18 protein-coding genes are annotated in these 26,141 nt (G+C 39.1%); 3 read left to right on the top strand and 15 right to left on the bottom strand.

Annotated features, from left to right (window positions below; all coding sequences use genetic code 11):
• The first annotated feature begins 11 nt into the window (after positions 1-11).
• Entirely contained in the window at positions 12-1,376 is a 1,365-nt protein-coding gene (yegD, locus tag H5092_RS10980; RefSeq protein ID WP_182733491.1) for a molecular chaperone, read from the top strand.
• A 19-nt stretch (positions 1,377-1,395) separates the two neighbouring features.
• On the opposite strand, the gene H5092_RS10975 is transcribed toward yegD, so the two are convergent.
• Genes H5092_RS10975 through H5092_RS10965 form a run of 3 tightly spaced genes read right to left on the bottom strand, consistent with a single transcriptional unit; the run spans position 1,396 to position 3,739 of the window.
• Complete coding sequence (locus H5092_RS10975; RefSeq protein ID WP_002958191.1) at positions 1,396-1,860, bottom strand: methylglyoxal synthase; 465 nt, start codon at positions 1,858-1,860, stop codon at positions 1,396-1,398.
• Between the two features lie 38 nt (positions 1,861-1,898).
• Positions 1,899-2,543 (bottom strand): LysE family translocator, encoded by a 645-nt coding sequence (locus H5092_RS10970; protein WP_182733490.1) that lies wholly within the window; start codon positions 2,541-2,543, stop codon positions 1,899-1,901.
• On the bottom strand, positions 2,540-3,739 hold the full coding sequence (locus H5092_RS10965) for a multidrug effflux MFS transporter (protein ID WP_182733489.1): 1,200 nt from the start codon (positions 3,737-3,739) through the stop codon (positions 2,540-2,542). Before H5092_RS10965 ends, H5092_RS10970 begins: the two co-directional genes overlap by 4 nt.
• A gap of 183 nt (positions 3,740-3,922) precedes the next feature.
• On the opposite strand from H5092_RS10965, the gene H5092_RS10960 reads away from it, so the two are divergent.
• Positions 3,923-4,396: a hotdog fold domain-containing protein gene (locus H5092_RS10960; protein ID WP_024595671.1), complete on the top strand. Its 474-nt coding sequence runs from the start codon at positions 3,923-3,925 to the stop codon at positions 4,394-4,396.
• Between the two features lie 21 nt (positions 4,397-4,417).
• On the opposite strand, the gene H5092_RS10955 is transcribed toward H5092_RS10960, so the two are convergent.
• From H5092_RS10955 to bcsR, 12 genes are all read right to left on the bottom strand, one after another.
• Entirely contained in the window at positions 4,418-4,900 is a 483-nt protein-coding gene (locus tag H5092_RS10955) for a polymer-forming cytoskeletal protein (RefSeq protein WP_002958196.1), read from the bottom strand.
• Entirely contained in the window at positions 4,890-6,053 is a 1,164-nt protein-coding gene (locus H5092_RS10950) for a M23 family metallopeptidase (protein ID WP_182733488.1), read from the bottom strand. The genes H5092_RS10955 and H5092_RS10950 overlap by 11 nt, the downstream gene beginning before the upstream one ends.
• 143 nt (positions 6,054-6,196) lie before the next feature.
• A complete protein-coding gene (fahA, locus tag H5092_RS10945; protein WP_182733487.1) occupies positions 6,197-7,510 on the bottom strand; it encodes a fumarylacetoacetase in 1,314 nt (437 codons plus the stop codon).
• A 136-nt stretch (positions 7,511-7,646) separates the two neighbouring features.
• Complete coding sequence (hppD, locus tag H5092_RS10940) at positions 7,647-8,693, bottom strand: 4-hydroxyphenylpyruvate dioxygenase (protein WP_002958202.1); 1,047 nt, start codon at positions 8,691-8,693, stop codon at positions 7,647-7,649.
• A gap of 304 nt (positions 8,694-8,997) precedes the next feature.
• Positions 8,998-11,742 (bottom strand): metallophosphoesterase, encoded by a 2,745-nt coding sequence (locus tag H5092_RS10935; protein WP_182733486.1) that lies wholly within the window; start codon positions 11,740-11,742, stop codon positions 8,998-9,000.
• A 147-nt stretch (positions 11,743-11,889) separates the two neighbouring features.
• Entirely contained in the window at positions 11,890-13,383 is a 1,494-nt protein-coding gene (locus tag H5092_RS10930) for a peptide MFS transporter (protein WP_024598453.1), read from the bottom strand.
• A 247-nt stretch (positions 13,384-13,630) separates the two neighbouring features.
• Entirely contained in the window at positions 13,631-17,449 is a 3,819-nt protein-coding gene (locus H5092_RS10925) for a cellulose synthase subunit BcsC-related outer membrane protein (RefSeq protein WP_182733485.1), read from the bottom strand.
• On the bottom strand, positions 17,440-18,570 hold the full coding sequence (gene bcsZ / locus H5092_RS10920) for a cellulose synthase complex periplasmic endoglucanase BcsZ (RefSeq protein WP_182692900.1): 1,131 nt from the start codon (positions 18,568-18,570) through the stop codon (positions 17,440-17,442). Before bcsZ ends, H5092_RS10925 begins: the two co-directional genes overlap by 10 nt.
• Positions 18,570-20,816 (bottom strand): cellulose biosynthesis cyclic di-GMP-binding regulatory protein BcsB, encoded by a 2,247-nt coding sequence (gene bcsB / locus H5092_RS10915; RefSeq protein ID WP_182733484.1) that lies wholly within the window; start codon positions 20,814-20,816, stop codon positions 18,570-18,572. Before bcsB ends, bcsZ begins: the two co-directional genes overlap by 1 nt.
• Entirely contained in the window at positions 20,809-23,481 is a 2,673-nt protein-coding gene (gene bcsA, locus H5092_RS10910; RefSeq protein ID WP_182715391.1) for a UDP-forming cellulose synthase catalytic subunit, read from the bottom strand. The genes bcsB and bcsA overlap by 8 nt, the downstream gene beginning before the upstream one ends.
• Positions 23,482-23,483: 2 nt before the next feature.
• Positions 23,484-24,197: a cellulose biosynthesis protein BcsQ gene (gene bcsQ / locus H5092_RS10905; RefSeq protein WP_182693947.1), complete on the bottom strand. Its 714-nt coding sequence runs from the start codon at positions 24,195-24,197 to the stop codon at positions 23,484-23,486.
• A gap of 15 nt (positions 24,198-24,212) precedes the next feature.
• The gene (gene bcsR, locus H5092_RS10900; protein WP_058429545.1) at positions 24,213-24,407 is read right to left on the bottom strand and encodes a BcsR/BcsP family cellulose biosynthesis protein; all 195 of its coding nucleotides are present in this window, start codon (positions 24,405-24,407) and stop codon (positions 24,213-24,215) included.
• A 114-nt stretch (positions 24,408-24,521) separates the two neighbouring features.
• Here bcsR and bcsE point away from each other — a divergent pair, with 114 nt between their 5' ends.
• Complete coding sequence (bcsE, locus tag H5092_RS10895) at positions 24,522-26,138, top strand: cellulose biosynthesis protein BcsE (RefSeq protein ID WP_182694360.1); 1,617 nt, start codon at positions 24,522-24,524, stop codon at positions 26,136-26,138.
• The last annotated feature ends 3 nt before the right edge of the window (positions 26,139-26,141 follow it).

Raw genomic sequence — 26,141 nt, 5'->3', positions numbered from 1 at the left:
TGTGGTGAAGTATGTTTGTAGGTTTTGATTACGGTAGTTCTAATTGTGCTATGGGTGTAATGAGCGAGGGTAATGTTCAATTAGTACCGCTAGAGCAAGGAAAACATTACTTACCGTCTACACTTTACACTCATCACAGCGCGTTGGTTGTTGATTTTGTTGCTAAGCATTTAAATGACACAGTCCATGAGCATGACTTTTTAACGCAGCGCCAAGCATTATTAAATACCTTACCTCGTATTAAGTCAGACCTTGATTTACAACCTTCAGATGAAACCCTATTTATTGGTCGTGAAGCGATTAGCGAGTACGTGCAGTTTCCTGAAGAAGGCTATTTTGTTAAGTCTCCTAAATCATTTTTTGGTGCAACAGGTTTAAAGCAAGGTCAAATTAACTTTTTTGAAGATATCGCAACCGCGATGATCTTAAAAATTAAGCAACGCGCTGAGCTCTCTTTAGGTAAAACACTTACACAAACAGTAATTGGTCGCCCAGTAAACTTTCAAGCTGTGGGTGGTGAGCAATCAAATCAACAAGCGGTCGGTATTTTAGAGCGTGCTGCTAAACGTGCTGGTTTTAAAGACGTAGAGTTTTTATATGAGCCACTTGCTGCGGGTATCGACTACGAGAGTGATTTAACTCAGGATCAAAAAGTACTCGTTATTGATATTGGTGGTGGTACAAGTGACTGCTCATTTGTACAAATGGGCCCAAGCTTTAGAGGAAATAGTCAGCGCGATAGCGATTTTTTATCTCACAGTGGTAAACGTGTTGGCGGAAACGATTTAGATATTGCTTTGAGCTTTCATGGTTTAATGCCGTTATTGGGTTTAGGCAGTACGTTTAAATCAGGTCTACCTTTGCCTAATCAAGCGTTTTGGCAAGCGTGTAAAATTAACGATGTAAACTTACAAAGCCAATTTTATAGTGAAAGCCATACCCGAGAGCTAAACGCACAATTACGTGATGTAAGTGCACCTGAGCTTTATAAGCGCTTAATACATTTACAGCAAAACAAGCAAGGCCATCAGTTAGTGCAACAAGGTGAAGCGGCTAAAATAGCACTTTCGTCTGCTAGTGTGTTTGATTGTGATTTAAGCTTTTTAGATAGTGGGCTGAATAAAAATGTATCTGTAAGCGATTTAGCTGTTGCCGTTGAGAGTAGTATTAGCCAAATAGTTACTTTAGCAAAACAAGCAATCAGCGACGCTGCGACCACGCCAGACATTATTTACTTAACAGGCGGTAGTGCACAGTCACCATTGATTAAAGCGGCTTTAAGTGAGCACTTAGGCGCTATAAAGATGGTTAACGGGGATCACTTTGGTAGTGTAACCGCTGGCCTGACTAAATGGGCCAGCATGCTTTATAAATAATCTAGATTACAATTGAGGTTTAAAGATCTATTTGTCGGGTTGCGAGGTATTTTTCGTAATCTGGCAATGTACGTTCAAGCTCTACGTCCATAAGCGGTGAGCTTAATAACATATCTGCACTTACCTCATTACACGCCACCGGAATATTCCAAACAGCGGCTAAACGCAGTAGTGCTTTAACATCAGGGTCATGAGGCTGTGATGCTAATGGGTCCCAAAAAAATATTAAAACATGTATCTCATGTTCTGCTATTTTAGCGCCAAGTTGTTGATCGCCGCCCATAGGACCACTTAAAAGCTGAACTACATCAAGCCCCGTAGTTTTTTGAATTAAATGCCCCGTAGTACCTGTGCCATATAAAGTGTGCTTACTTAGTATTTCTTTGTGCTTTTCACACCATAATTTTAGTGCTGCTTTTTTACCATCGTGTGCCACTAAAGCAATATTTTTTTGTGCGGGAAGAGATTGTGTTTTTTGTTCCATGCTGATTCTTTTTATTAGTTAACCACTGTTTTGGTTAGTTAAAATAATAGATTGATAGCAAGGGCAATAAATATAATGCCGGTGATTCTATCAATCCAAAGTTGGCTATTTGGGTTACGTCTAAAAAACTGTGCAATTTTGTCGCCAAAATAAATATACGTGCAGTCAATCGGAAAAGCAAAAAGAGGGTAAAGTAAGCCAAAAAAAGCGAGCTGAAAAGTAGCCGATGAAAGCGTTGGATCAACAAATTGCGGAATAAATGCAATAAAGAATAATGCTACTTTAGGGTTTAGTACTTCAGTCATCATGGCCTGAAACATGACATTACTTTTTTTACTGGTACTTATATGCGGTTTATCGGTTTGCTTGTCATCAGATGTCGGCTCTGGCTGATTTAGCGTGCCTTTAATCATCATAAACCCTAAATAGCATAAGTATGCTGCGCCTGCGTATTGCACTGCTGCATAGGCACTAGGGGAAGCTTTTAGGACTGCGCTTAGGCCTACAACAGCAAATAGCGTATGAACAACCCCACCTAATGCAAAACCAAAAGCACTTTGCATACCAGCACTTCGACCATTAGCAAATGTTTGCGCCATCAAAAATGCATTTGATGGCCCAGGCGCTACTGCCATTAAAAAGCTGGCTAATAAAAATGAGACTAGAAAGTCAGGATTGATCATTGAGTACTTTTAGCCGGGTGTAAAGTATGTGCTTTTTTACTCATTAAAATAAGCCAAAGCGGAACTAGTAATAACAAGTGAAAAGCAATCAACCATGGTGTGCTTAGCCCTAAATATTGGGTTAAAACAACAAGTATACTTGCGCCACTCATTTGCATAGCACCGAGTAATGCAGAGGCTGTGCCTGCTTGTTTAGGAAAGCTAGACAGAGACATTCCTGCAGCAGAGCCTAAACTTAAAGCAAACCCTAATGCAGCAATTAAGATAGGTAGCATAAGCGCAAATGCTGTTTCTATATGACTCAAGGCTAGCATTAAAATGCCTGAGAAAACCAGTACACTCACACCGACACGCAAAGCACGTTGGCTATTTCGTTTAATGTAGGTAGGTAAAATAAAACTTGCGACAATACTTATTACGGCATTTAACGTAAACCAAAAAGTAAAGTCGGCTACGGTGCCGCCTAAATGTGTAATAAGCCAGCCTGGTGCGAGCGTTACATACACTAATATGGCTGACATTGAGACCATACAAATTAGGCTATTAAACAAAAATACCGGTGTTTTAATAATCGATGTAAAGCGACGTAAATCTAAAATATGCCCCTGATAATGACTATCAGCAGGACGAGTTTCTCTAAAAAAGAATAGGGTAACAATAAGGCCCAAAATAGCAAACGCGGTTAAAAACATAAAGTTCATACGCCAGCCAAACTGTACGGTAAGCCAAGCCCCTAAAATAGGTGCCATTGCCGGAATAAAGCACACAATCCCGTTAAGGTAGGTAATCATTTGTCCGCTTCGTTCACTGCCATATTTATCACGCACTATCGCAAATGCGACAACAAATGTGGCACACGCTCCAAATCCCTGAAAAGCACGTGCTATTAGTAATATCTCAAAAGAAGGCGAGTAGTATGCGAGTAATGCAGAGCTTGCATATAAACTAATGCCCACTATAGCCACTGGCTTTCGGCCAAATTTATCAGCTAAAGGACCTGCAATTAATTGACCTAAACCCACTGTTAGCATAAAAATAGCAACGGTTTGCTGTACTTGTTGTTCAGTAACTGCAAATTGTTCTGCAATAGTAGGAAAAGCGGGTAAGTAAATATCGATTGCCATAGGGCAAAATATAACGAGTAACGCTAAGATAAGTAACAAAGTCATATTAGGTTTAGCGGGCTGTGTTTGCATTGAGTCTCCTTTTGTCGAGTATTTTAGGTGGGCACTCATAAAAAAGAAAGGGCTTATGACCCCTGCATAGGTCGTCATTCTTACTTTTTGATTGGATTAAGCGAAAAAGCCAGCATAAATGCACTTTTTAAAACTGGTCTGATGTGTTAATTTTAAAAAAGTAACTGTTGATGGAAAATAATAATGAGTAATAAATCTGCACTTGTACAAACATGGCATAAATTTAAGCGCCTACCTTTTGGGAATTGGCTTTTTACTAAAGCTGTTTGCTTTAAAGCGCCATATTTTGGTTCGATGAAACCTTACGTACTCGATTTGAGAGAGGGCCATTGTAGTGCGGTGGTTAAAAACCGCCGAAGCGTTCATAATCATATTGGAACTATTCATGCTATTGCGCAGTGTAACTTAGCTGAATTGTGTGCAGGTGTAATGGTTGATGCAACAGTGCCAGTTAAAACGCATCGTTGGATCCCAAAAGGGATGACAGTTAGGTATTTGGCTAAAGTAGATACAGATGTACGAGCAGTCGCTGAAATTGATTTACCACATAAGTGGATTGATAAAGAAGACTTAGTAGTACCGGTTAAACTGTATAATACCCGCAATGAGCTTGTTTTCACTGCAGATATTACTATGTACATTACTGAGAAAAATTAATTTACGTAAAGCTAATTTGACTTAGCTTTTATCAGCGGCTTGTTTATTTACAAATGATAAGTCGCTGCCATCTTCTTTCAATAATGCTTTAACTTCTTTTGCGGGTTTTAGTTCTTTCGAAATTAGTTCCGGCTCTTCTTTTTCAAAGCGTTGCTTTAAACTGCCTTCAATTACTGCGCCTGCATCAATACTCAATGTATCGTGAAATACATCGCCATGAACATGAGCGCCACTTTGTACTTTTACTTCACTGGCATTAATTGACCCAATAACTTTACCTTTAACAATAACGCTTTTAGCTTCAACAATACCTTCAACAACTCCCGCTGAGCCAATAACTAAATGCTCCACTTTTATGTCACCATCAATACGGCCATCAAGCTGTACTTCACCTTGGCTAACTAAAGTGCCTGTAAGGCGTACGTCTTCAGAAATAATAGACGGTGTGTGATTCACTCTTTTTAAATTAGAGCTAACTGTTTTTTGTTTTTTTCTACCAAACACGAGAAAGCGCCTTTGTTATTTTTAGAGGGTTGACTTGTTTACCATTAAGTAATACTTCGTAGTGTAAATGCGTGCCTGTGCTTCGGCCGGTGCTGCCCATTAGGCCGATCACATCATGTTTAGTGATTGATTGACCTTTCTTTACTTTAATTTTATTTAAGTGTCCAAATCGAGTCACTAAGCCATTTTTATGTTCAAGCTCAATAAAGTTACCATAACCACCATTACGACCGGCACGAAGAACTACAGCGTCTGCTGGGGCGAATATTTCGGTTTTATGCCAACCGGCTAAATCAATTCCTTTATGAAAGGCGTGATTACTATTCATAGGATCTTTTCTAAGGCCAAAATTACTCGAAATATAGTATTTAGCTTTAGCTAAAGGCAGGGTGTTTGGTAGCTCAGTTAAAAAGTTTTCTAAATTATTTAATATTAATAACTTATCAACGATGACTAAAAAGTGGCTCGGAATTTTTGTTTCGTTAAATATATCAAGTGGCCCACCTTGTGCAGTTGTCTGGGCGCTTAATATTAGGTGTTGCTCAAGCGCAGACTCAATTCCTGCGCCTTTAACCATAGCTAAAATGGCTTGGTGACGTTCACTAATTTGGTTATCTAAATAGGTAAAGCTTTGCTCATACTGATTATTTAAGTTGGCCACTCTTGTTGCGAATGTGATTGGAGCGATTAACTGTGCTTGTTTACCTTTTTGATTTTCATCGACTAATGGCTCATGAAATTCATTGCCATTTTCATTAATAGGTACATCAAGTTCTGTATCAAGCTTAATAACGTCTTTGCTAATTGAAGCAGGAAGGGATTCTATCATGCTTTGCAGTAGCGCCTGCTTTTGCTCAAGAATTGCAAGTTGCTCTAACTGCGTTGCTTGAAGGGCTTGTTGCTCACTGACTTTTTGTTGCCACAGCGTTTGCTCGGTTATTTGATTTTGTTTTATGTCAGAGATTTTATTTGTTTGTGTATAAACACGAAAGCTTGAAATACTCAGCCAAGTAAAAGTGACTAAAATAAGCAACGCTACAAGAAGTTGAAACCAAGAGGCTAAAACAACATGCTTAACTTCGCCATTTTGACGAATAAGTAGCTGACGAGCAGGGAAAAATTTATGATAAAAAGACTTTATAAATACTGACATGGCATATAAACACTGGCTATTAACCGAATTAAGATAGCAATTTGAGTTAAAAAAGCTAGAAAAAAATTGTAACTGTTCAAAAATTAATAAAAAAGGGCTGCTTTTAGTAAGCAGCCCTTTTAATAAACTCTTTAATATGCGTATTATTTTGCCGGCAGTACAGTACTCTCTACAGAGCCAAAACCTATACGTGCATAACCTTCTTTTTCACACCAGCCACGCATAATAACGTTATCGCCATCTTCTAAAAAGCTGCGTTGTTCGCCATTACTTAGCGTGATTTTTTCTTTACCGCCACGAGAAAGCTCAAGTAATGAACCTGCTTCTTCGTGCGTTGGACCCGACTGAGTGCCCGAACCTAGCATGTCACCTGGCATAAAGTTACAGCCATTTACTGTGTGGTGAGTAACCATTTGTGCCACAGTCCAGTAAGAGTGCTTAAAGCTAGATGTTGATACGCGCGTTGGGTTATGGCCTTCGCTACGCATTTTTTGCGTTTGAATTCTAACATCCATTTGAATATCAAAAGCACCTTGGTCGCGATTCGCTTTTGATTCTAAATAGTCCATAGGCTGTGGATCGTTTTCATCACGTGTCCAGCTTGTTCTGTAAGGCGCTAATGCTTCGGTTGTTACAATCCAAGGCGATACCGTTGAGGCAAAGTTCTTAGCTAAAAATGGACCAAGCGGTTGGTATTCCCACGCTTGCAAGTCACGTGCTGACCAATCGTTAAATACACAAAAGCCAAATACATGGTTTTCAGCATTTTCGATAGCGATTGCATCGCCCAGTGCATTGCCTTTACCTAAGTAAATACCCAGCTCTAGTTCGTAATCAAGGCGTTTACAAGGACCGAATGATGGCACTTCTGCGTCTGGCGCTTTGGTTTGACCTTTAGGGCGATGAAATGTTTGACCCGATACGTCAATAGATGAAGAGCGACCATGATAACCAATAGGTACCCATTTATAGTTAGGTAGTAATGGGTTGTCAGGGCGAAATAAACTACCCACAGCTGTAGCGTGATAAATAGAAGTGTAAAAGTCGGTGTAATCACCGATACGACAAGGCAAAGAATACTCTATATCAGACTGTGCAACCAATGTATCGCTAAGCGCTTGTTGGTGCTCAGAGCCTGCTCTTAGTGCTTTTGAAAGCGCTAAACGAAGAGCTGACCAATACTGCTTCCCTAAACCCATAAATGTATTTAAGGTTGCTTCACTTGCTGCATCAGCGGCTGTTTTAGCGTCACCTGTTAAAACGTTTAATTTACTTAGTTTTGCTAAATCGATTACTTGGTCACCAATTGCAACACCACCACGAAAGGCCTCATCAGACCCTTTACGACGAAATTCTGCAAACGGTAAGTTTTGAATCGGGAAGTCGCAATTATCAACATTAGCTGATTCTACCCAGCTGGTTAAATTAATATCGTGGGTTTCGTTAATTAGGCTCATTACATTTCCTTTGGATTTTACTGTATGGCGACAAGGTATAGTTTATTTAATCATACTTGTACTTGGCGCCATACTTTTTAAATATTAAAACGACAAAAAGCAGCGAAGTTCGCTGCTTTTAATTTACTCAAATATTTTATAAAACGCCGCGACGCTCTTGGTCACGTTCGATTGATTCAAATAATGCTTGGAAGTTACCTTCACCAAAGCCACCATCATCAACGCGTTGGATCATTTCTATAAAGATTGGACCAAATAAGTTTTTAGAGAAAATTTGTAATAAATAACAATTTTCACTTTGGCTATCTACGAGTATCTGATGCTCACGAATTTTTTCTTTATCTTCAGCAACCCAAGGTACACGGTCAAAAATAGTATCGTAGTACTCTGGGATAATATCTAAAGTGGCAATTGTTGATTTATCAAGCTTATCAAGAGAGCTTACTAAGTCATCTGTTAAAAACGCTAAATGTTGAACGCCTGGGCCGTTGTACTCACCAAGGTATTCATCAATTTGGTTGTTATCGTTACCTTTACCTTCGTTTATTGGAATAGAGAAGGTGCCACAAGGGGACTTAAGTGCATACGAAATAAGCGCTGTTTTTTGACCTTTAATGTCAAAGTAGCGTACTTCAGTAAAACCAAATACGTCTTTATAAAAGTTAGCCCATTTTTCCATGGTGCCTTTATAAACGTTATTGGTTAAATGATCGATTCGGATAAAGCCTTTATCTTCTACAACATTTTGCGTTTCTAAGTCTTCAAAATCACTTTCGTAAATAGTGCCTTTGTCGCCAAATTGTTCAATAAAGTAAATTAGGCTGTCGCCAATACCATAGATCGCAGGGTAAGGCATATTTTTATGCGTTGAGTCGGTCGCTGGTTTTGCACCACGTTCTACAGCTGTTTCAAATGCTTTTTGCGCATTCTCAACACGCCAACCCATTGAACAAATAGCAGGGCCATGGCTTTTAGCAAATTCTGCAGAAAAACCTTCACGCTCGTTATTCAGTAAAAAGTGAATATCGTTTTGGTTGTAATAAACAATGTCTTTACCTTTGAATTTTTTAAGCTTAGAGAAGCCAAAATCAGTAAATACTTTATCCATATAATCAGCATCAGGTGTTGCGTACTCGGTAAACTCAATACCGACTAAACCCAAATAGTTATTTACTTCACTCATTATTATTACTCCCGCAATTAAGCACTGCGATTATGTGTTGTTGTGTTAATGGCAAGATAATTAACCAGAATTAGATTTAGGGGAAGAGCAGCCGGGTATTTAGTAATTGAGTGGTGTGTAAATTTTATAGGACGCTTGTGTCCAAGTTGTTTTGAGTCAATACAGTAGAAAATTTTCACGCTGTAAAAGTAAACAGTTTCAGTGGCGGTTTTTTGATTAAGTTTATGAATTATAGTAATAAAAAAGAGAGTTTAAGTAGCTAAACTCTCTTTTTTGAAGTGGTATGAAATAGGGTTAAGTGTAATTAATTATTTACATTTTTGGCGCGTTCACCAAAAAACTTGCTACGCTGTTGTAACCACAAGTTTGGTTTTATTTCAGGCGCAGCTTGGTAATGGCGTTCAATGGTTTGATTAAGTACGCGTGTTGCTTGCTCGTAAGTGAGTTTTTGCTGCGCATTACCTAAGCTTTTTATTTCGTCGCGGCTCATTGCACGGCCGGCATAAAGCATGGCATTTAAGTAGCCTGGCTCGGTTTCAAAGTTGTCATCATTAAACAGCAGCACTGCGTCTTTGAGTGCCCAGCGGTTGTTTATTTCTCCATCTTCCTTTACACCCACTAGTTCGCCATCTATGTACACTTCAAATACGCCATTGGTAGGTGCAGTATAAAATACTAAAGCGACACGATGCCAAGAGTCGGATTGTGTATTGCCAAAATAGCCGCTGTCGCTGGTTGATTTACCATAACCACCACTTGGGTCAATAAATATGTCGGCATCGTCGGTTAAGTAGTTAACGGTATCCGCTTGAACAACCGCACGGTAAATATCTTGGCCTTCTGCTGGCCAGTATAAATCCATTACAAGTGTGTAGTCTGAAACCATGCCATCAGCGGCATAATCGCCGTTAGCGGCTGTGTTTAAGTTAATATGTAGGCCTTCGGTTGGTGCATGCCTTGAAAATGCCATTACACCTGACGGCCCATCACTCAAATCACTAATGCCCAGTTCGGCAGTAGTTTTATATTGAGTTTCTTCTGGGCCCCAGTCTTTTTCTTCAGGATCGAAGTAACTGAGTACTGAAGGTCCAAAATCTGCTGTAAGTGGGCTTGCTGTATTATCAAAATTCCATACCGTTATGTTTTCTTCGTTTGTACATGAAAACAGTTGATTGTTGGTATCTAGGTATAAGCACTGGCTTGTTCTAAATCGGGCGTACTGATCTAGTAACCACCATGCTTCGGCAATGGGTTCTACGTTTGAAAATGTGACACCATTAAAAAATAATTCAGGGTTAAGCGCTGCGCCTTTAAATAAAGCGACATCATAATTGCTGGTTGCTTGAATGTTTTCGGGTGTGAGTAAAAACCAGTCAGGTTGGCTTGCATACATAGATGTTAAGTCTGTACCTGTTACTGTTACTTTATATATTGCGTTAAAACCGGGTGTATTTGATGGCTGTCTTTCTACGTAAAAAGCTTTATGGAAGTCTTCTTGAGTAAGTGTGCCGGGTGTCCAGCGCTTTTGTACTAGTTCAGGATTAAGTAATGCTGCGCTAATTGTGCTTGAATGTTTTGCGGCTAAGGCGGTTATTTCGGCTAGCTGCGCATCAGTTGGATAGTTTTCAGAAATAGCGATTTCAGTTTCTGCATCGGGAGCATAACGCCCCATTATCTCATCTATAGCTAGTTTTGTTGCCTCATCGCGTTCATCAATTGTATCGGTTTCAATCGTTTTGTAATCAACAACTGGGGATGATTTATCAGCTAAATTAAAATTAAGCGTTAAGTCCGTAATACCTTTAGCGTAAAAGTCCGGTTGTAAAACAATAGCGCCGTTATCAAGGGTTGTGTAGCTTTCCCCACCGTGTGTATGGCCGCCAAGTACTAAGTCGATACCGGGTACGTTTGTTGCCATATCAGTATCTTGGCCTACACCTAAATGGCTCAACATAATCATGTAATCTACATCATCACTGTATTGGTTTACGATGCTTTGTGCGATTTGTTGCCATTGCCAGCTCATTTTAAACTGTTTAATAAAATCAGGGATCGGATCATCTTGAATAGGTTCATCTAGCTCATTCCATGGCACTGAGGTCATGCCAAACACACCAAGTGTAATACATCCTACTTGAACTTTTGCAAATCCTACGCCTTCAAAATCTTGTAGTTGCTCAGCTTCATAACGAGTATTACTAGCAAGTACGATTGCATTCTCGTCTTGGGAATAACTTAGTAATTTTTCAGGGCCCCAAGCATAATCATGATTTCCAACGACTCGTAGGTCAAACTGCATTGCTTTAATAGCTTCTTCTGTCGCGGTACCTTGTGATAATTGCTCAGCAACGGTGCCTTTTTCATAGTCGTCACCACCGTTTGTAAATAAGGTGTGCGGAGTTTGGCTTGCTACTTGGTTGTAGTAGGCTTTGATCCGGCTGAAATATTGCTCTTCATAGCCAAAGCGAGCATGTAAATCTGCAACGTGAACAAACCTTACCGATTGCTCTGTTGCATTAGCGTCGCAAGTTGGGCCGATATTTGCGAAAGCTTCATTGCGCTGCATTTGTATTGCATATGTGCCCAGTGTTGTTACTTGAGCGCTAACAAATCCATCTAAAACTATTGAATTTGTAACAGTATCCCAATTAGCGCCTGATAGTTTTGCGATAAACAGTTGTCCGCCTAATGCATAGTCATCAGGGATTTTTATTGTGATGGTAATAGGTTTTTCAAGAGTAAGCGTGGAGGGCGTAAGCGCATGTAAATCAGAAATTATATTTTGTTGTATATTCGTCTCATCTAATAATGTTTTCTCGTAGGTAAGCTCTACATCACTAGAAATAGCGCTGGAAGGTGCATTAAATATAAAATTGCCTTCGTCTAATGTAGCCTCTAAACCATTAGCGCTTGATAGTGTTAATTTGCTAGGTTCAGGCTCAACAGGATCGTTTGGATTAACCGTCACTTCATCACCGCTACCACAGGCAGTTAGAATAAAGCTAAGAAATATAAATATAATAACACGTGATATCGTTAACGATTGCATCTACGGATGTCCCTGAGTCTATTCAATAACCAATCAGGATATAATATCAGTTAACGGGGGAAGGGCAAAGTTGAATAAAAAATTCCCCCATAGAAGCTATGGAGGAATTGTCTTAGGTTATATTGCTACATTTGAAATAAACAATAATTAAGAGACTTTCTCTTCTAAACCTTGTTTTTCCCATACTTTAGCTTTAAAAGTCATTAGTACTAAAACAACACCAACACCAATGCTAAATAATGCAATTTGTAAGTATAAGTTAGGAATTTCATCAACATTATTCGGATCGAAATTACCAGCAAGTAAACCTGCGATGATGTTACCGATTGAGTAAGTTAATACAAACACACCCATCATTTGGCCAGTGTAACGTTTAGGCGATAACTTACTTACAGCACTTAATGCTACAGGGCTTAAACAAAGCTCACCCACTGTATGTAAAAAGTACGTAGTAACAAGCCAGTAAGGCGCAACTTTTAAGCCTTCAGCTGCGTAATGAGCCGCCATAAACATAACTAAAAAGCCTGATGCCATGATAATTAAGCCAATTGCACATTTAACGCTGTAGCTAGGTGATACTAAGCTTTTAGATAAGTTAATCCAAAGCGCTGCAAAAAATGGCGATAAAGCAATAATAAACAGTGAGTTTAAAGATTGAAACCACGTTGTAGGGATTTCAAAAGTACCAATAAGACGGTCAGTATAGTCGCGAGCAAATAAGTTTAATGATGAACCAGCTTGTTCAAAGCCAGACCAAAAACATGCAGATGCAATACATACTAAAAATAGTGCCCACATTCTTTGTTTTTCTGCATCTGTTAAATTACCTGTAAAGTAAATAACTCCAAAATAAACAAAAAAGATAATAGTAAATACAATGGCTGTGTAACCTGCAACTACAGTTGGATTAATAACAATAGCGCCGGTCATTGCAGCCGTAGTAACTGCAGCAGCTGCAATTACAAATGCAGCAATACCGCCCCATGCACGTGAAGTACCTTTAGAGCCTAATGGATTAGCCGGTAAAGCACTGTGCTTTGGTAAGTTATTAAGTGTGAGTTTGTACTGTACTAAACCAATGGCCATACCTACAGCTGCCGCACCAAATGCCCAGTGCCAGCCTACGTTCTCCATAAAGTAACCACATACGTAGTAACCTATTAAAGAACCCATGTTAATACCCATGTAATAAATAGCGTAACCGCCATCACGACGCTCATCAGCATCGCTATATAATTGGCCTACCATTGCACTGATATTTGGTTTTAGTAAACCAGTACCTGTTGCTACAAATATTAAGCCAACGAAGAAAGAATAATCATGTGGAATAGCCAAAATAATATGGCCAATCATAATAATTATGCCGCCATACCAAACTGCTTTTTGACCACCAAACAATCTATCAGCTAGCCACCCACCCGGTAAGCCTAAAAAGTATACTGCGCCTGTGTACAAACCATAGATTGCAGCAGCTGATGCAACAGTAAAGGCAAGGCCTTCTTCTTGTAAGCTTGCTGTCATGAATAATACGAGCATAGCTCGCATACCGTAATAACTCATTCGTTCCCACATTTCAGTGAAGAACAATGTCGAAAGTCCTTTAGGGTGGCCAAACCAACCACTATCTGGAGCTGAACTCATATTTACTTCCTAACTTTAAGAATTGTTGTAATGGCCTTATAATTTTTTGCTTTAGCTATCTTAATATTTAGTCATACTAAAATGCTCGACCATCAGTTTATTATTTGTAGCTAAGATAATGATTTGCTATATGGTAGTAACACCAGAAGGTAAGAGACACACCCTTATCCTAGTTACAATTGAGCACAAGTATACATATACCTTAGTGCTAGGGGAAGTATTGCGCGGTGTATCACCTTATGCCAAGTTAGAACTCAGCATAAGGAACAATAGGGGTACCTGGGAACTCAAGCGTTCCATAAACAGGGTTAAAATAGTAACGTATGTAAAGTTGACCAAAGTTTGGTTCGTAAAAGTCAGAACGATCGATGGCTAAGTAGCCACCAAAGAACCAATTCGGCGTTATTCTATACTCAAAACTACCTTCAAGATTATATGAAACACCAGAACTTGTTTCACCTTCAAATACAGGGTCAACACCTGTTATTGATTCTCTATCATACGCAGCTATTTGCAAATCGCTATCGTTAGGGAAGAAATCAATAGATTGAGTTTTTGTTTGCGAGTACGAAACACCGGTTTTTAATCGATAAACAAAATCATCGCCCCAACGCGCGTCATAAGTGAGAGGCACGGATAGACCTACATAGTTTTGCGGACTGTAATAACCGCCGTGGCCCCAGGTTTCTTCACTTAAATTAAATTTATAGGCCCAATGCAATAAACTTGCACCCACTGTAAATTCGCGGTCTTGATTGTTTATCACACGATAATAGGTGCCGCCCATCAAGCGGTAGCGTTGGTTATCTTTTACGTTTTGACCTTTGTACAATGTAAAGTCAGCACTAGACCAAAATCCCCAATTGCCGCCTAAATCATGAGAAACATTAGCGGTTAAACCAGTTGAGCGAACCCCCCCCCAAATTTTACCAGTATTAACGTCTTCAAGGCCTGCATAGGCGAGTACTGAGCTGGTTACTGGTCGTTTTTCTAACTCAAGGCTATAGCCAAAGTCACCAAAGTCGTCCGAATAGTTAACACCCCATACAATGTCTTCGATTAAAAAGCCCAGTGGTGTTGTGCCAATATCTACGCGCCAGTTTTCGTTCTGCCAACCAATGCCAATATCAACGCCATCTTGCTCAGGACTTACCTCGTCAATACCACAGGTAAATATACACAAAGCGCCTTGACCGTATCGACTGCCAGCAAATTGCTCGTCAAATCGTGTTGTTTGCGCGCTAATACTTGTAGGATCTATTTTTACAAAGCCTTGCCCCTGCCAAAGCGGAAAGTACGCTTCAATAGGGACTAAACCAGCGCCCAATGTGGCCTCACTTTCAGTACTTACTTGTCCGCTAAAATTTACACCAACGGCAATGTAGGCTTGGTTTTTGTTTTGTTGGCTGAGTAGTTCTCGTTTGGCACCGTTTATATACCACTCGTCGTTTTCGTTGATGCGCGAAAGGGATGTGTAGAGTTCTTTCTCATTCAGTTGACGATTAGGTGAAAGCGTTTGTGCGTACCACGTTTGTGCTTGCTCTGTTTCATTAAAATTAGAGGCAACTTGCGCGCCTAAATAACGAAGCTCTAAATCATTAGGTGCTTTTTGAATAAGCTGTTCAGCTAAGTAAAGGGCATCACCTGCGTAGTTAAAATCGTTTAACGACTCCATAATTTGACGCTGAAAATAACTTTCTTGCGTTGTACTTTGTTCAATCGCGAGTTGTGTGACTTCTTTCGATTGGAAATCATCACCAAGCGCTCTGTAGGCTTTGGATATTGCCATTAAAGCTTGAGGTTCAATTAGCTGATTATTTTTTACTTTTTGTTCGTATAAAATAATCGCAGATTGGTTTTGATCAAGTGCTAAGTTTGCATTTATTAGCGCAGTTGTTGTTGCTGATGAACTTGGGTATTTTTGATCAAGCTGATTTAGCTTCGCAATAAGATCACTGCCACTAAAATACTCAGAATAATAGGCATTTTGTAATTGCACAAACTGATCTATTTCACTCTCAGAGGCATTTTCAGGAAGCCGATAACGATTAAACCAATCCGTAGTCTGAGCTTTATTACCCTGTGCTAAAAGCCATTCTCCATACAACATATGCCAATAGGCTGATAATGAGGGGTCTTCAGCTAATGCGTCACGCATGAGTTTTAAAGCGTGGTTTTGTTCTTCTATGCTAAACCAGCTTCGTGCTAGCTCAGCTTTCATTGGTGGCGTTAAATTTTGTGCTTCTAACGCACTTAAGTGATAAATAGCAGCCGCTTTATTTTGAGAATTAATAAAACGTTCGCTTTGTGCTAAAGACTCATTAAGTTGTAACTGATGTTCAAGAGATACAATGTCAGCATCGCGAGATTTAAATGGAATATACTGAAGCGTAGCAAGCGCACCTTGGTAATCGTCTAAAGCACGCAAAAACAGTGCATGGCTATACCTAAGCTGTGAATTTAGCGGAAATTGCCACAATACATTATTAAACAATGAGCGAGCTTTGTCGGTGAGTCCTTTTTGTTGATATATAAACGCTAAGTCGTAATATAACCAAGGCTCTTCTGGTGTTGCTTGAATAGCCTCTTTTAATATTTTTTCAGCCTCTTCTAATTCACCAGCTTCAGTTAGCTTTGTTGCCTTAGCTCTATACACGCTACTTAATGAGCTTAAATATGACGCTCTTAATATTTCTTTTTGTGAAAATGAAAGTCGATTAAAAAAAGATGTGAGCGTTTTTTCACTTTGTTCAAGCTTTGCAATTTCAAGTAAGCCAAATAGGGCGCCTTCGTTTAAAGGCTCGCTTTTAAGCACCACTTGGTAGGTAAGCGCAGCTTGTGAATATAGCCCTTGGGTAAATTGTAAGGTGCCACGATTCGCCAATACGGTATTAGGTTCTTCTTCTAATGCGGCGGCTAAATCGAGTTTTAGCTTAGCAACTCTAAATTCACTGCTATCTATAGCGTCTCTTGCTTGGCGAATATACAGCCAAAACTTAGCTGTTTTAGCCATGCTTTTAAGGGTATTTCGCTCTGCAAAGTCGGCAGTGTATTTTTGTGCACGTGTAAAATAATTATAGGCTTTACCATTTTCACCTAGTTGTAGGTAAAGTATGCCTAAGCTGTTCATGATTTCGCCGTCAGTAGGGCGGCCTTTTAAGGCTTTTAACAGAAGAGGTTCTGCTGCTTTTAACTTTTCTTGTTCGAGTAGATTATTGCCTTTTAACCAGAGCTGATAAGCAGGGTCGGCTAATAATTTTTGGCGTGCTTTTAATTGCTTTTTAAAGTCTTGATACTGTAACTCTCCCTTATTACTAAACGGGTAAAGTATAAAGTATTGCTGAAATTGCTTGTCAGTATTACTGTTTATTGGCATATTTTTTAATGCAGAGAGCCAAATACTTTCAACTTCATCACTAAAACCCGATGTCGATCCATACTTACTTAAAATACGCATAGCTGCTTTATCGCGTGGGTTACGTCTTAGTAAATGTCTGGCATAAGCAACTTCTATAGTGCCTAGGTTGTCATAGCGTTTTAATAATTGTTTGTAACCATTTTTAACCCCTTGCCATTGAGCGCTGTCTTGTGCATACCAGCCTAAATGCTCAAGCTCAAAGTTTAAAGTAGGATAAACATCATTAAATATTTTATTGTAAATTTGACGTGCTTGTTCATACCTGCCGGCACGAGCAAGCAGCTTTGCTTCTTGAATTACTGCCTTGTCTTTACCTTGAATACGAGACATAACCTTGAGTTTTTTTACGCAAGGTGTTTGTTGTGTTAGTTGGTTATCAAGCTTACTTAATAACAAGTTTGCCTGGTCTGTATTGCCATTCGTAAAGTCGTAATGTGCAAGCGCACATTGCGTTTCTATTCGGGTAGGGGCAATTGCAACCAACTTCTGCAGGCTATCTTCAACAAGTCTTTTGTTTTGTTGTGCTTCACCAATACTAATTTGGTTTAATAACCAATCAACCGATTGTGTATCAATATCATTTATTGTTGCGGCATTTAAATTTGTGCTTAGTGCCAATGTACAAGCTAAGGCCAACCTTAACGACATTCAGTGCTCCAAGTAGGTAGTAGCGTTCCATCAGCCGTTATTTTAAAGCGCTTGTTTACAGCACTTTCACCAAATAAATGCAATACACTGTCGTAATAACGTGTTTGTGTAAAAGACTTATCAATCATTAGCTTTTGCTGAATGGCCATTACCAGCTCATCATTACCTTGCTCTGCTAACAAAGGCAGCAGGGCAGCGTTAAAGCCCAAAGGCCCTCTTTTTTCAGATTTACCTGATTGAGCGTACGTATTTAAAGGAACATGGCCGCGCTCTTCAATAGTGTCCACAAACGGTGCAAACTGAGTAAGAAGCTCTTGTTTGTAGGGTGCATCTTTTGCCATCATACTTGCCCAAAGGTAAACACGAATTGCATTATAACTACCTAAATCTGTATTTTTTCTGTCGTAGTAAAAACCGCGGTTTGAATCAAACATAACCCAATCAGGGCTGACGCCTTGCTGTGCGGTATCTAAAATTAGCTTAGCTGATCCTTCGTGCAGTTGATGCCACGGTGAATGTGGATAAAGCTTTTTAAATTGCTGGTAAATAAATAACGGCGAGTAGCTAGGATTTAGCTTATAGCGCTCATTGTCAAACTCAAAACCGGCAGGTGCGGGGAGTAAAGACAGGCCAAGGCCCGTTATGTAGGCGGTTTCTTCTCTGATTATACGTTGAGCAAGCACTGCGGCTAAAATACTATAGCGGCGTTCATCCCATAAAATTGCCGCTTGCGATAAACTGTAGGCAATCCATAGGTCTGAATCTGACGCAGGGTTTGAATCTAAAATCCCCCCTACGCGATTTTTATCTAGTCCCCATTTCCATGCTGGTAAACGCGTACTTAAATCGCCCTCTGATAAATGCTCTTGGGTCCAATTTAAAACAGAATCAAAAGCGGCTTTATCGTTGGCAATAAGCGCAAAAAATAGTGCATATGATTGGCCTTCAGAGGTTGTGATACTTTGATCACTGCCCAAGTCAATAACGCGGCCGTCTTGGCTTATAAAATGATTTTTAAACACTTGCCACGACTGCCAAGGTTCGCACTGTTCAACTTGTGCGTTGGCATTGAAAGCAAATAGTGCCATCACAGTAAAAAACATATTAACGAGTGATTTCATTATTCGTCTCCTTCAGCTAAACGCTTGTAAGTTAGTGCTTGTAATAATCGCCATAAGATAAATGAGATCAGCAATAGCGTTAAAATAGACAGTAATGCCAAAATAAATGGATGATCAGATAAGTGAAACCACACTAATGTATGGACTGGGATATGGCCTACAAAGTATTGCTCATCTACTTGAATGGTTTTAATACCCTGTGAGTTGATAATGGCTGCACTACCTTTTACTTGAGCTAATTTTTCTGAGTTCATTAGAACATCGTCAAGTATAGAAAATGCATTTTGCGTCGTAGCACTCAACGAGACAATAGAGCGGTCTGAGTCAAACGGTGATTGAAACCCTGTTATAACTGCCATATCGCCACTACTTTTAATACTAACCTCTACTTTATCGGTCGTTTGTTCGTCGTATGCACCATTATAAATTGCTTGTTTAATTGCGCGCTGATTATTGTTAAGCAAAACATTTGTTTGTGCATCTTCATCTAAGTCATTAGCAATACTGTTAGGTTTAGCTATAACGAGTATGTCTTTATCATCTAAATCAGCGTCCTCATTTAAATGAGCAACACTCATTCTGTGGGTTGGGTAGCCGGTGATTGCGCCAAAGTGCCCCGTTAAGTTAAATAAAACGGTTAAAGCATTAGGTGTTGGGTTTTCATCAATAAGTACAAGTGTTTTTTGTAAATCAGCATATTTGGTAAAAGGAAAGCCACTATTAGCAAATACGTTCAGATCTGGTAATGCGATGTAGTGATCAAATTCACTTACGTCAATGCTTGAATCGCCATCAATAACACCAAACTCACCGCCAGGAGGTGCAACAGCACATTCGCCTTTTTTGAGTACGCCAAACCTAAAGTCAAAGTTAAGTTCATTTCTGTTAGCTAAATTAATGCCATTGACAGAAAAGCCTTCTGTACTTTGTGTGGTGTCAGTATTGGCAACTAGTGGCAACAACGCTTGTGTTGTTTGTAATAAATCGTTGTTTTCATCTAGTAAAAAACCACTTATAAATTCTTGGTTTATTAGCATATTTAAACGAGAGTCGATGGCTTCTGATTCTGGCGTGCTACGGTACTGAAGAGTAATAGGTATTCCTCTTTCACGCCACGTGAATAGATCAGGTGCAAAGCGAATGTTTAGTTTTACTGGACCATTATTAAGACCTTGCGCCTGTAGTTGCGTAGGGTAGTCAATAAGCTCGTCAAAATGCACTGGACGATCGCTTCTAAGCCAGCGTGGTGCATCATACGCTTTTCGAAGTGGCAACTGATTTATGGCTTCAATACTTGCGCTTCTTCCAGTCATTACTTTGTGGCCAAATGCAAGGCCAGTCACCGCTGTTTTTAAATCAGCTTCATCACGGCCCAATATCAGTAACATTTTATAATAACGATTAAATGGGTTTGAAATGATTTCAATCGTTGGTTTTTCAACATCTGGGTAATCTTTCAAAAAATCAGGTTTTGAATCATTAGTAATAAAAACCACACTGTGTTGATCAGGCGATTTATTTAACGTTACGGGAAAATTAAATCCACGCCAATCAGCTTGGGCTCCAAACCAACTCGATAGCGTTGCTGCTGCCTCAATAGCTTGGGTATTGGGTGTTTTAGCAAATACAAATGGAAGGTTAAGCTTGTTGTAATCCTTTTCATCAAAAAACGGCTCTGGGAGGTATTCTAAATGGCTATCGATAGCAAGCTGCTTTTGGTCGAGCGTTATGTTGCTTGATTTATTTATTTCTGTCCAAATAGTACGGCTGAAGTAGTCTTGACATCTAAGGTCGTAATAACCAACCAATTCAAAGCGGACTTGGTTGTAATCTTGAATGTATTTAGCGTTAAGATCGAGGCTATGCTGCACTGTGTTCTTTACAATACTAAGTTGTTCGTTAATAGGTAAAACAGTGACTAAATTATCATTAAAGTATACTTTTAAGTGCGAAACATTCGCGATTAATGAAGGCGAGTTAGTATACGAAAAGTTAAGCTTTAAATTGGTGCTCAATTTATCTATTCGGTTTGTAAAGTCAACGCGGGAGTTATTATTTACCCCGTTGAGCCTAAAACCTGTAAAGCCTAACGCTTCAAAATCTAAGCGTAAACTCGACACCTGAGCGCTCTCAGGGTATCCATTAATGAACATTGATTTATTTTGTAATGGCTCAATTGCATGCGCAAAATAAGCGCAACAAATAAGCGACAATGTTAGGGATATATTAAGCAACTTTTTAATCATAATTATTATGCACTATTGGTCTTTTTGGAGTAAATGAGTTTACGTATACAACTAAATTAGTCATAAACTGAATGATAGGTTGAAGCACTCTTGGTGCGTGGAAGAGCAAGTTACTAAACCCTCTGAGGCTTGTTTTTTGCACTTCTTTAAAACTGTAAGATGGGCGGTCATGTCTAAAGTTATTTTGCCAGTCAAGCCACGCATCAGCTCGTGAAAATGTACATTGTATAAACGCGCGCTGTTTTTCAAGAGATAAATCTTTAATGGTTAAGCCAATTTGATTACCCCGAGTATTACAAACATGGGTAGTAAACGAAAATTGCTTATTACCGCGGCTCATTAATAATTCTATTTTATCGTTTACACGACAAGCATGTGCATGGTCGGTTTCTATTCCTACGCCGTTATCGGAGTAATCTGTAATTTTTACTTTTAATGTGTGGCCATTTGCTAAACGAACTCCCGCTGGGAAGTTTGCTTTAATACGGTGTGAATGCCTCACTTGGCGTGCTTCTGCTGCCACGGCAACCGCAGCACCCAAAATGATAATATTATAAAGCGCCCACCCCATACTAATCAGCAGTACACCAACTTGCGTAGGGTCGCCAAAAAACAGGCGTAAAATACCAATTAACATACCTACTAAATTAATGGCGAGTAAAACCAAATATGGCTTAGAAATACCCCAGTCATAATGCTCTTTATCGTTTAAGCCACCTTTTTCGGTAACGTTAAATTTACCTTTGTTTGGATTAAACAAAGCAACTGTTGTTGGCTTTAATATGTACCAAGCAAGCACAGATTCGTAAACTTCGCCCCAAAACGAATAGCGATACTTACCTTGTATTCGTGAGTTAGTTGCTTTTATCTGAATAAGTGTAGGTACAACGTAGATAAAAATAGCTAAAAATGGCGCGTAAATAATGTATGCATTAAAGTATATAAGTGCCAGGGGCGCGGTTAAAAATACAATGCGCGGAATACCTGATAGAAAATGCAGCATAGCATTTAAGTAACAAAGTCGCTGAGGTATGTTCAAGCCTTTGCCTAACAGCGGGTTATCGAGCCTAAATATTTGCGCCATGCCCCGTGCCCAACGAATTCGCTGGCCAATATGAGCCGATAAACTGTCAGTGGCAAGGCCAGCAGCTTGAGGAATATTTATATAGGCAGTTTTATAACCTGCGCGTTGCATTCGCAGTGCAGTATGAGCATCCTCTGTGACGGTTTCAAAAGCAAAGCCACCTATTTCATCAAGCGCTTCTCTTTTGAGTACCGCACACGAACCACAAAAGAACGTAGCATCCCACATATCGTTTCCGTCTTGAATAAGCCCGTAAAACAACATGTTTTCATTTGGAATTTGACTGTGGTTATTTAAGTTTCTCTCAAATGGATCTGCTGAGAAAAAATGATGTGGTGTTTGTACTAAACACACTTTACTGTCTTTTAAAAACTGTCCCATAGTCATTTGCAAAAATGAACGAGCAGGTACGTGGTCGCAATCAAAAATGGCAATATAATCACCATCTGTGTAGCGCATAGCACTATTCATGTTACCGGCTTTTGCATGGTTATTATCTGGTCTTGTTAAATAACCTGCACCAACTTGTTTAGCAAATTCAGCAAACTCAGGGCGTTTACCATCATCTAAAATATAGACTTTTAGTTTATCTGCTGGCCAATCTATGCTTAAAGCGGCAAGGGTAGTCGGCCTTACAACACTTAAAGGCTCGTTGTAAGTAGGAATGTAAATATCTACCGTTGGCCATAAGTCAGTATTTTTTGGCAACATGACAGGTTTTCTTTCAAGTGGGTTAATAGTTTGAAAAAAACCTAAAATAAGTACCATCCATGCGTATGTTTCTGCTAGTAACAAGCCTGCACCTAATGTAAGTGCTAAAGGGTCATCCCAGTTAAGTGTTTCAGTGTATCGCCACCACAAGTATCGAGAAGATGTAGTGACAGATAAGGTGATCATTACAATCGTGGCCATATGGCCTTTTACGCGTTTGAGCGCGTAAGCAACCAGTAAAATAAAGCTAATAAACACCGCTTGCGCTTCAAGGCTAAAGGGAATAGTAACAAATATGGCAAGCAAGAATAATATCAGTGCAACAACGATGTATTTAATAAGTTTGTTCTGCCAAATACGAGCGTCGGCCATTGTTTTAAAAGCACTTTTTTTAGGCTTGTTGTTTTTGGAAAAAAGGCGCCTTATTAATCGGCCTAATTTAAGGTCGTACCAACGAAGTTGCCTTAGGCTGTAACTGACTCCATCATAAAAATAATTTACAGCATGCTTTTTTATAGACACTGATTTTCTTTTGGGTTTATGAACAGCAAAAAGCAAAAATATGCTCTGAATAACAAAGCGTATAATATTGGAATAGATATAAGTTCTGTATGGCAATCTTAAATGTGGATAATAGTTATATAACGCTAACTCAAAGTTTTCTTTGTTCTTTTTAATATTCACAAATAATGAACCGAACAAAGTTATGAAGGGCATTAAAAAGGCTTCAATTACATTTACTTTGTGCTGATTAAAGTAACTATGAAATTTAAATAAAATGTAACGCACAAGCTTATCAGTGAATAATATACTCAATAGAATATACAATGTACTGTGTATGGGCCTTTTGTAAAAAAGAGTAAAGCTCATCGTCAGTTCGCCGCCTTGCTTACAAGCCAACCGGCCAGTGTTTCAAAGTCATCGTTCGCTACACTGTATGGTGCGCAATTAAGGGCTACATTACGATTAGCTGTGGCCTCTTTAATAACTTCATCACTGTTGATAAAAAACGGCGCCATAAATGGCAATGTAGATTGCCAAAGAGAAAATAGATCAAATTCTAACACTGAGGCTGCGTTGTAACGATTAACGACAAAAAAGTGTTTCCAGCTTGACTCTACTGACTTAAGGGTTTGTAGGCGCTTGTATATGAGGCTATGACAAATTGCATCGCAAGTGACTAGCTCAATAACAATATCGTTTTCTTCTAACGGGTAGTGAGAAATATTAATGTGTGAAGGGCAGTCGAATAATATCCAAGCAGATTCTTTATAGTCCAGTTTTTTGCAATTGTTAATTGTGGCTATAATTTCATCTAGCGTTGCTTCGTTATCGCCATGGGGTAAAAAAAGAACGCCATCGCTGTCTTTACGAAAATGCAATAACGCATCGTCAAAAGTACTCTCGTTGCTCCAACCTTTTGTGGCTGTCCACTTAAGGCCAAAGTGCAAACCAAGGTCACTTTTAGCATCTAGGTCTATTGCAACCACATCAACATCAGATTTTTTCAAAACGCACGCTAAGTTTGCAACAACTGATGTGCTACCTATGCCGCCTTTGATACCTTTAATAAAAATCCTTTGCAATGGAGTTTACCTTTTTTATTTTTTTTCTTTAGATGTTTTTATTGCGTCATCAATTTCTTTCAATAGCGCATACTTGTTAATTGTTTTTTGATTTTTTTGTGTATTCATAATTTCTATATAGTCGTCACTTTTTCCACCAAAACGGCGAGCTAGGTTTTCTATGTCACTTGATGTGAGTATTTGTGAGCTTTTTGTAGCTAAATTGTTCATCACAACCTTTGTAAGCGTAATATTTATTTTTATTAAAAGTGGACAATATTTGGCTATTATATATAGAATAGCGGGTAAAACTAGTAAAAAAGTATTTTTTTGAGGACGTTTTAAGTGCATAACTTTAACATAACGGGTTTAGAGCCGGCTGCAAAAGAGTTAAAATCGGCTTCAAGTTATGCTGTTTTAGCGCCTTTAGACAATTTTGTAGTTGAATTTGCTTTACATGCAATTAACCAAAATTGCGCAAACGATATTTACATTGTTTCTCAAGACGTTGAATCTTTTTTTGAGTCGTCATTTTCTGCAGCAATTAATACTGCGTACAAACGTAGTAAAGTTCATCCATTTTCTCTCTCATCTGAGACACAGCATTACTCAATAGAGCGAATAAACAAAGGTATAATTAAAGAGATAGGCGCGTATAAAAAATTAAAAAATGCGCTAGTGTTTATTCACTTCAATACAGAGCTACTTAGTGCAGCAACCGAAGCTAGCACAAAAGCAATAATGAACGATTACAGTGAGTTTGCAAAAAAAACAGGGGTTACCTTATTATTTTTGTTATCTGGTCCAGAAGTAACACACTATCGATTTTTAATAAGGCAGCTTAATAAATCTTTTGATGGATTAATTTTTGTAGATAATGATTCCGCTACCCGCGTTTTAGAGTACGATTATTGGCATCACACTACGGGTGTATTTGCTGATATGCAGTTTCAACTTTCGCTTGAAGATAATCAGTTTTTGGTACAAGAGGGAACTGTAAACGATCTAAAAGTATTCAATGGCTCGCATTTTCCAGATGAGGACGATGTTTGGTTAGTGCAAAGCGCGGTACCAATCGGTACAAAATTGCCTACGCATTATTATACCGCAAAAGACAATAATGAGCTGTTTGACAAAGGCCCCAAATTAAAAGCGGCAACATTGGTGTTTGCTGTTACGCGTTACACAGATTTAGTACTGCTTGGTAAACAGTGCTTTGAACTCAGAAAAAGCTGCGGTCGTTGGTTGAAATTGGTAGTACAAAATGTTGATGGCGTTATTCGCCATCAAGATGAATGTTTATTTTTAACTTTAGGCGTTAACCTTATTTTGTATAGCTTTTCTGAACCTTCGCGATTATTATCTCAAATTCAATCTATTCAAGGGTTTCAATTTTCTAGACCGTTACCGCCATCTGTCGAGCACGTTCTGAAATATACTGAAAATACGTTTTCTAAAGGCTATTTACCTTTTGATGAATTTACGCGCCAAGTAGAGGTTCATAGTGACTCGGCTGTTAATCTGGGTGTTAGCGGCGTGTTGGTTAAGCTTGAGTTACTACCCCGCATAGAGCCCATTCACCCTTTACACTTGTTTCATATTAAGCGTGAAGGGGATGTATTTAGCCTTGCAAATAACACCGTGTATTTGTACTTGCATGCGTGTAGAGAGAACGACGTAAATAATGCAATTAAGCATTTATTCAAGCTACAAACGAGTGACTTTTTTGTGCAGCAAAATGTTATTTCAGATCATTTTCATATACAGCAAGAATGTAAGCAATTAAGGCGGCTTTATAGCGGTAAACATGTTACTGATTATTCTAAACAGTTAACAGAGAATGATAGCTATAAGTTTGAACCCGGTGTGTCAAAAGGGATTACTGAGTCGTTAGACACACCTGAGTTTACAAATGATGCGCGCCCCGATGCTGTGTCATTTGTAATGAGATTAAAGGCTTAACCA

It is taken from the genome of Pseudoalteromonas sp. SR41-7 (assembly GCF_014163935.1).
GTDB classification, from domain to species: domain Bacteria; phylum Pseudomonadota; class Gammaproteobacteria; order Enterobacterales; family Alteromonadaceae; genus Pseudoalteromonas; species Pseudoalteromonas distincta.
The sequence above is the reverse complement of the archived record's forward strand: the minus strand, read 5'-3'. Positions and strand labels throughout refer to the sequence as shown.

Excerpts from the sequence above, each read along its gene's own strand:
- bcsZ (WP_182692900.1), bottom strand. The coding sequence starts at position 18,570 with ATGAAATCACTCGTTAATATGTTTTTTACTGTGATGGCACTATTTGCT.
- H5092_RS10930 (WP_024598453.1), bottom strand. The coding sequence starts at position 13,383 with ATGAGTTCAGCTCCAGATAGTGGTTGGTTTGGCCACCCTAAAGGACTT.
- yegD (WP_182733491.1), top strand. The coding sequence starts at position 12 with ATGTTTGTAGGTTTTGATTACGGTAGTTCTAATTGTGCTATGGGTGTA.
- bcsR (WP_058429545.1), bottom strand. The coding sequence starts at position 24,407 with ATGAACAATTTAGCTACAAAAAGCTCACAAATACTCACATCAAGTGAC.
- H5092_RS10960 (WP_024595671.1), top strand. The coding sequence starts at position 3,923 with ATGAGTAATAAATCTGCACTTGTACAAACATGGCATAAATTTAAGCGC.
- H5092_RS10965 (WP_182733489.1), bottom strand. The coding sequence starts at position 3,739 with ATGCAAACACAGCCCGCTAAACCTAATATGACTTTGTTACTTATCTTA.
- bcsB (WP_182733484.1), bottom strand. The coding sequence starts at position 20,816 with ATGATTAAAAAGTTGCTTAATATATCCCTAACATTGTCGCTTATTTGT.
- H5092_RS10935 (WP_182733486.1), bottom strand. The coding sequence starts at position 11,742 with ATGCAATCGTTAACGATATCACGTGTTATTATATTTATATTTCTTAGC.
- fahA (WP_182733487.1), bottom strand. The coding sequence starts at position 7,510 with ATGAGCCTAATTAACGAAACCCACGATATTAATTTAACCAGCTGGGTA.
- H5092_RS10950 (WP_182733488.1), bottom strand. The coding sequence starts at position 6,053 with ATGTCAGTATTTATAAAGTCTTTTTATCATAAATTTTTCCCTGCTCGT.
- H5092_RS10970 (WP_182733490.1), bottom strand. The coding sequence starts at position 2,543 with ATGATCAATCCTGACTTTCTAGTCTCATTTTTATTAGCCAGCTTTTTA.
- hppD (WP_002958202.1), bottom strand. The coding sequence starts at position 8,693 with ATGAGTGAAGTAAATAACTATTTGGGTTTAGTCGGTATTGAGTTTACC.
- bcsA (WP_182715391.1), bottom strand. The coding sequence starts at position 23,481 with ATGAGCTTTACTCTTTTTTACAAAAGGCCCATACACAGTACATTGTAT.
- H5092_RS10975 (WP_002958191.1), bottom strand. The coding sequence starts at position 1,860 with ATGGAACAAAAAACACAATCTCTTCCCGCACAAAAAAATATTGCTTTA.
- H5092_RS10925 (WP_182733485.1), bottom strand. The coding sequence starts at position 17,449 with ATGTCGTTAAGGTTGGCCTTAGCTTGTACATTGGCACTAAGCACAAAT.